At 62.3% G+C, this 6,810-nt stretch carries 6 protein-coding genes; 2 read left to right on the forward strand and 4 right to left on the reverse strand.

Features of this window, described 5'->3' with window-relative positions:
- Positions 1–146: 146 nt before the first annotated feature.
- A complete protein-coding gene (locus F758_RS45330) occupies positions 147–1,013 on the forward strand; it encodes a LysR family transcriptional regulator (RefSeq protein WP_024512387.1) in 867 nt (288 codons plus the stop codon).
- Positions 1,014–1,038: 25 nt separating this feature from the next.
- On the opposite strand, the gene F758_RS0135920 is transcribed toward F758_RS45330, so the two are convergent.
- From F758_RS0135920 to F758_RS0135935, 4 genes are all read right to left on the reverse strand, one after another.
- Positions 1,039–1,920: a glycosyltransferase family 2 protein gene (locus F758_RS0135920; protein WP_024512388.1), complete on the reverse strand. Its 882-nt coding sequence runs from the start codon at positions 1,918–1,920 to the stop codon at positions 1,039–1,041.
- An 8-nt stretch (positions 1,921–1,928) separates the two neighbouring features.
- The gene (locus F758_RS0135925) at positions 1,929–3,602 is read right to left on the reverse strand and encodes a glycosyltransferase (RefSeq protein ID WP_051387138.1); all 1,674 of its coding nucleotides are present in this window, start codon (positions 3,600–3,602) and stop codon (positions 1,929–1,931) included.
- Between the two features lie 232 nt (positions 3,603–3,834).
- Entirely contained in the window at positions 3,835–5,253 is a 1,419-nt protein-coding gene (locus tag F758_RS51170; RefSeq protein WP_024512390.1) for a HAMP domain-containing histidine kinase, read from the reverse strand.
- Positions 5,250–5,978, reverse strand: a complete 729-nt coding sequence (locus F758_RS0135935; RefSeq protein ID WP_024512391.1) for a response regulator — start codon at positions 5,976–5,978, stop codon at positions 5,250–5,252. The genes F758_RS51170 and F758_RS0135935 overlap by 4 nt, the downstream gene beginning before the upstream one ends.
- A gap of 409 nt (positions 5,979–6,387) precedes the next feature.
- Here F758_RS0135935 and F758_RS45340 point away from each other — a divergent pair.
- Positions 6,388–6,810 (forward strand): LptA/OstA family protein (locus F758_RS45340; protein WP_198026644.1); only part of this gene is annotated, 423 nt, incomplete at its 3' end.

The raw sequence follows: 6,810 nt of genomic DNA on the forward strand, positions 1-6,810 counted from the left end.
GCTTTCCGCGCCCAATCCGCGTCCATAGCCTGTCGACCTGCGAGCTGAGAAATTGATTTCTGCAATCGTCTCATTGATAAATCTCATTTCGACCGCTCCCTCGCTGGGCTCGTCCGCCAGCACCGCCGTTTCTCGGAGTTTTGCCCATGCCGACGACCCTCGACATCGACACGCTGCGATCCCTGATCGCCATCGTGGACCTCAAGAGTTTCTCGCGCGCCGCCGAGCGGCTCGGCCGCTCGCAATCGGCGATCAGCCTGCAGATCGCCCGGCTCGAAGGCCTGGTCGGACATCCCCTGCTCGAGCGGTCGCGGGGACGGCTCATCGGCCCGACACCGCGGGGCGCGGCGCTGGTCGCGCATGCACGGGAGATCGTCGCGCTCAACGAACGCGCGGTCGCGGCGATGCGCCAGCCGGCCTCGGGCGAGCGGATCCGGCTGGGGCTGCCGGCGGATTTCCTCGAGCGCGATCTTTCGTCTGCCCTTAAGGAGATCCGGCTCCGCTATCCGAAAGCACAGCTCTCGCTGCGGACCGACGTCTCTGCGCGCCTTAAAGAAGACCTCGGCCTCGGCCGGCTGGATCTTGCGTTCTTCAAACGCGCGCCGTCGAATGAAGCCGGGGCTGCGATCGCGTTCGAGCCGATGGCATGGTTCGGCCGTCCGGCGGTGTTCGCGCGAGGCGATGGCGCGGTGCCGCTGGTCGCCTTCGCGGAAGGTTGCGCCTATCGCGACGAGGCGCTGCGCAGCTTGCGGCAGGCCGAGCGCGACTGGACCATCGCCTGCGAGGCGCGCAGCCTGTCGGCGCTGGTTAACGCGGTCAAGGCCGGCCTTGGCTACGCCGCGCTGCCGGAGAGACTCGGCGCCGGCAAGTCGCTCGGCCGCGCCGAAAAGCTGGCGTACGACCTGCCTGAGCTGAACCCGGTCGAGCTCGCCCTCGGCATCGCCGAGCGCTGCGAGATCCCGTTCGCGCGCACTGTCGGCACGATCATCGCGGAGCGCTGCGCGCCGGGTTGATGCGGCATCTCCAGCCCGACCGCCTTCAGCCCGGCGCCTGCGCGTGGACTCTGCGCAACAGCTCGTTGAGGTCTATGACCGTCTCCGACGCGTGCTCGCGCAACTCGCGGAGATCATAGGCGAGATTGGCAATCGTGCCGAGGCCGACTTTGCCCTCGGACAGATCCTTGCGCAGAAGTGCGTTGAGGATGCTCGCCTCCACCGAGCTGTGGCTCTGAACGCCCGTCAGCACGGAATTGCCAAACTGCTCGCCCGCATCCGCGGGGCGCAGGTGGTAATTCGCCAGAACGCGCGGAACGAGCTGGATCTCGAAACACGACAACAGCCGCATGTAGAAATCCCAATCGCCGAGCACCGGCAGATCCTCCCGGTAAACGCCCAATTGCTCATGCACGCTGGCGCGGTAGAGCAAGGAGATCGGCGGAATGAAATTCCGCGAGGCCATCCGGAACAGGGTGACGTTCTGCATCCAGCTATTAAAGGGACGAACGCCCTTGCGGGCGATAGTGCCGTCGAACACGACCTCATCCACATATTGCGTGTGGCAGACCACACCAGCGACCGACGGCGGGTGGCGATCGATCGCAGCGACCATGGTCTCCAGAAAGGCACCGTGCCAGCTATCGTCGTCGTCATGAATGACGACGAGGTCGCCGCGCGCCACCTTCAATCCGGCATTGGCGGCCGCCCAGCGTCCTTGCGATGTGGCATGGTGGACGACCGTGACACGACTGCGAACGACACCGGGCACCTGCGCCAGCAACTGCTCGAGCGCCGGCGCATCGCCGCCATCATTGACGATGATGATTTCCCAATCTCGGAAACCCTGCTGCTGAACGCTGAGAAGGCTGCGCGCAAGGAAGACCAGACGATTCTTGGTGCGGATGATGACGGAAACGCGGGGCATGGTGCCATCTAGCTCGCCGGAATGATCGCCATCTCCCGATCGGTAGCGGCCAGTGGCTTTGCCGCCGCCTTGTCGAGGACAAGCAGCGTTTTCTCCGCCCCGATCTGCTGCAGGCGATAGGTGACGATTTCGGTCAGGCTCAGTTCGAGCGAGATGGCTGCCTTGCGATAGGCATCCAGGGAGCGCCATCGCACATGCTGCGCATCGCTCGGCGCTTCCGGAAAATGCTCGAGCACCAGCAGCCGGCCGCCGGGCTTGAGATTTCTTGCGAGCGCCTTGAGGCCGCGCTGCCATAGACCGTCATCGACGATATGAAAGAGGACATCCAGGCAGATGATGGCATCGACCGGCGACAGCGGCACCTCGTCAAAGGCCCCCGCGATGAAGGTTGCGCCCGGCACGCGGACGCGAGCTTGGGCGATGGCCGTCTTGGAGAAATCGGCACCGATGACCTCAAAGCCGAGATCGGCGCAAACCGCGCTCACCACGCCGGTACCGCAGCCAGCGTCAAACAGAACGCGTCCTTGCGGGTCGGGAAACTTGGCAAGCAGAGCGGAGCGCAGATGATCGGCGTTGACGGCGTAGTCCTGCAAGTTCTGGATCTCGCTCAGTCCGATATGGCCGACGCTGCGGATCGACCCCTTGAGCTGTTCATGCCGGGCCTCCCAATAGCTTTGCGGATCGAACACGGCAAAGTCTTCCGCGAGCAGCCGGCGAACGGCGTCCATTTGGCGGGCGATCGAATAGCGGTCGACGACGAATGCACGATAGCCGTTCGGCCGGACCTGGCGAATGCGCTCGACGGCTTGATCCACGGTCGCGAACAGCGTCTCCGCCGGCCAGGTCTTGGCGGCGCCGGGATAATTATGGACCACCGGCCAGCAGCCGCTGGCCATGGCCTCGCCGATGTTCATGCCGAAGCTCTCATACAGGGTGGTCGAGAGCAGCACGCCCTTGTCGCGATACCAGGCTTCGATATCGGCAATGCGCCCATAGAAGGTGATGGAGCGCCCCAGCTCCATTTCGCCGACCAGATGATCCAGATATCGCGCCGTGCGCGGACAAATCACCTCACCCGCCACATACAGATGATAATCCGCGTCCAGGTCGACCAAGCGCCGCAAGATCTGCAGCGCGAGCATCGGGTTCTTCTTCATCGCGACGTCGCCGACCCAGGCGATGTGGCGAGGATCGCCGGCGCGCGGGCCAGGCGCAAAGCGATCGCAATCGATTCCGTTGGAAATCACGGAATGCCTGACGCGGCGCGGCAGATCCGGAATCTGCTTCAGCAATTCGTCGCGGATATCTTCACTCACGAAGATCAGGTGATCGACCGCTTCCCATTTCACCTGGTGCGGGAAGCGTCCGTCGATGACTTCGGTCGAATGCAGGCGGACGATGACCTTCTTGCCATGGCCGCGCATGTTGAGCCTGTTGGTGGCCCAGACGGCAGGCTCCAGACACCATTCCAGCCAGACGATGTCGACCCAGGCAATGGTCTCGATCAGAACAGCTTCCTGACGTGAGTTCGTGAAACGGATGTCGTAATCCGACTCCAGCGCAGCCATGATGTCGCGCAGAAAGGAGATATCCCGCGCCTTCAGAGCGTCGATGAAGGCGATGCGCGGACGTCGGCGGTTACCGGTTGGACCTGCGGGCGGCCGAGGGACCTGGTGATGCATGGACGAGATTGCCTTTTTCGCGGCCGAAAGCAGCCTCAGGACTGATACGTCGAACCGCTTTGGATCAGGCGGGAAAAATGGGGTTGCGAAATTCACAGCGATGGGCCCGCCGGGCCACCGGTCGATGGCAATCAAAGCTGCAAGTGCACCCATAGCTCGCTGAGAGCTCTTCTGGAGATGTCCTCTCGATCAAAAAATCTGCCGAGCCAGTGATAGGCCGGATCAATCGGCATCAGGCCGGCAGCTCGATAAGAGCGCTCAGCCCACCGCTGTCGCGGCTCTTGAGCGTGACATCACCGCCATGCTCGCGCGCCACCGTTCTGGCAATGCTTAGGCCGAGGCCGACACCTGCGTTGGTCGGATCGCGCGCAGGCTCACGCCTGTAGAACGGCGCAAAAACCTTCTCGTACTCTTCCGGCGGAATGCCCGGCCCATCGTCATCGACGGCGATCACGACCCGATCGTGGTCGTGGACAATCCCCACCCGCGCGCCGCCGCCATATTTGACAGCATTGTCGATGAGATTGGCGACGGCGCGGCGAACAAGGGCGGGCCGGCAGGACACATCGATGCCACGCCGGCCGGTGTAGGAGACCTCGCCACCAGCGTCGGCGAAATCTTCGCAAAGGTCTCCGACGAGGACGCCGAGATCCACGAGCTTCCGCGGCTCCTGGCGAGTGTCATCGCGCACGAAAGTCAAGGTTGATTCGATCATGGCATTCATGGCTTCCAGATCATCGAACATTTTGCGCTGTTGTTCGCTATCCGCCACCAGTTCGGCACGCAGACGCAAGCGCGCCAGCGGCGCCCTCAGATCGTGCGAAATTGCCGCCAGCATCTGCGTCCGGTCTTCCAGGAAACGCTGCAACCGGTGCTGCATGCGGTTGAGCGCCTGGATCGTGACGCGCAACTCTCGCGGTCCACGCTCGGCAAGCGGCTGCATCGTCAAATCGACGCCAAGGCGCTCGGCGGCCCGCGCAAACTCCTTGATCGGAGCGGCAAGCCGACGCGCTGTCCAGACCGAAACCAGCCCCGAGACGATAACAATCGAAATCAGGACGAGGATCAATCCGTTAGGATTTCCCAAGAGATCATAGGGAATGGTGAAGGTGATCCGCCGGCCATCCTGCAAAACTGCTTCAACCACAGCCCTGCCCTTTGGTGTCGAGTTCGAATGGCCGGTATAGCCGTCAACGCTCGCCGGCAGACTGCGAGCGCTGACCGATATCGGTGGCGATGCCATGTCTAGCTGCATTTGGATCAACCGGCGAAGCCGATCGGTGTAGTCATCCGCGTGACCTGCAGGTACGGGAGCCACTGCCGCGTCGAGCGCAACTTGTATTTCCGGGTCCGCGACGGCCGCGACGATCCGCTGCTGCTCGGACGAAGGGGCTGAGGCGACCGAACGTATGATCACGGCAATCCTGCCGGAAAGCATCATTGGATTGCGTCGGGGATTGACGATGCCGAAGCTGGATTTGTTGACTATGAGGTGACTGCGCACACGCCCATCTTCATCGCCCTGTCCGTAGCCGTAGTATTCGAGAAGCTGGCTCAGGCCGATCAGCGTTAGCACCACCAGAAATATGGCAAAAACGATTGCTATCCCGATCCTGACTGCGATGTTGTTGAGTTGCGAGAGCGCCGTCATGAGACCGCCACCGCGACGACGTTCGCCGCCAGCAGATAGCCACCGTTGCGAACAGTCTTGATCAGCGTCGGTTCCTTCGGATCCGGTTCGATCTTGCGGCGAAGCCGGCTGACCTGAACGTCGATGCTTCGGTCAAAAGCGCTGGCCGTGCGCCCACGCGAAAGGTCGAGCAGCTGGTCGCGCGATAGCACGCGATGCGGCCGTTCGACAAATGCAAGAAGCAAGTCGAATTCGCCGGCCCGCAGCGGCACGAGGGCGTTTCTCGCGGAATAGAGTTGACGATGCGTCACATCCAGGCGCCAGCCGGCAAATTCGAGAATGCGCTTTTGATCGGCCGGCGCGCGGGCTTCGGGCGCACCTGCGCGACGAAGCACGGCGCGGACGCGCGCGAGCAATTCACGGGGATTGGCGACCTTTGCAAGATAGTCATCCGCACCCATTTCGAGCCCGATGATCCGGTCCACCTCATCGCCCATCGCCGTCAACATGATGATCGGCAACGTGCTGGTCACGCGTAGCCGCCGGCACAGAGCCAAGCCATCATCGCCCGGCAACATCAGGTCAAGGATCACAAGACTGATGCGTGATGCCTCCAGGATCGACGCCATCTCGCTGCCGCTATGGGCGATAGAGACGCGATAGCCGTGCCGGCTTAGAAATTTCGACAACAGCGAGCAAAGCTCCCTGTCGTCATCAACAATGAGAAGATGTGGCGCAGCGTTCATGACGCTGGAATTCCCTTACAGACCCCGCATTTGGACTTCGATTTGTCGGGCCATTTATACGAACGTCGCGTGCGAGTTGAGCGCCTTTCGCAGGCAATTTCGTAACCTTACGTAACCTGCGGCCCCTGGTGCAACAATCTGCAATAGTTCGGGGCGTTTTTGCGGTTTTGGGGACATCAACGCTCGAAGTTTCCGGGCTAGGAGGAACGCCAACTAATCAGACGCGAGATGCTTACGGCATCTGCGGATTCCATCGCTGACCGTCGAGCGGTCGGATGGGGACGTATTGAGGTCGGCGTTGAAGTTCTGGATCGCAGGCCGCGTTCCGCAGAGGGAGCAGGCCGTACGAAATCCGATCGCTTCCGCGCCCGCTTTCCGGGCCTGGGTGGTCACAGTTGGTCTTATCCTGATGATTGCCGTGACCATCGAAGTCGCGAGCGCCACATCTGCCTCCGCGCAAGGCTTCACCTACAATCCGCGGCCGGCGCGGCCCGTCCCGCCGCGCGTTGCCAACGACAACCAGATGCTGGTCCAGGCCAACGAGGTGGACTACGACTACAACAATTCGCGGGTGTCGGCGGTCGGCAACGTGCAGTTGTTCTACAACGGCACCAGCGTCGAGGCCGACAAGGTCATCTACGATCAGAAGACCAAGCGGCTGCATGCCGAAGGCAACATCCGCATGACGGATGCCGACGGCAAGATCACCTGTGCCAACATCATGGATCTGAGCGACGACTATCGCGACGGCTTTGTCGATTCGCTGCGCGTCGACACCGCGGACCAGACCCGGATGGCGGCGACCCGCGCCGATCGCTCCAGCGGCAACTAC

Origin of the sequence: Bradyrhizobium sp. ARR65, assembly GCF_000472385.1 — a bacterium.
In the GTDB taxonomy this organism is placed as follows: domain Bacteria; phylum Pseudomonadota; class Alphaproteobacteria; order Rhizobiales; family Xanthobacteraceae; genus Bradyrhizobium.

What these genes read in the sequence shown, in the direction of transcription:
- F758_RS45330 (WP_024512387.1), top strand. Translation starts at nt 147, where the DNA reads ATGCCGACGACCCTCGACATCGACACGCTGCGATCCCTGATCGCCATC.
- F758_RS0135920 (WP_024512388.1), bottom strand. Translation starts at nt 1,920, where the DNA reads ATGCCCCGCGTTTCCGTCATCATCCGCACCAAGAATCGTCTGGTCTTC.
- F758_RS0135925 (WP_051387138.1), bottom strand. Translation starts at nt 3,602, where the DNA reads ATGCATCACCAGGTCCCTCGGCCGCCCGCAGGTCCAACCGGTAACCGC.
- F758_RS51170 (WP_024512390.1), bottom strand. Translation starts at nt 5,253, where the DNA reads ATGACGGCGCTCTCGCAACTCAACAACATCGCAGTCAGGATCGGGATA.
- F758_RS0135935 (WP_024512391.1), bottom strand. Translation starts at nt 5,978, where the DNA reads ATGAACGCTGCGCCACATCTTCTCATTGTTGATGACGACAGGGAGCTT.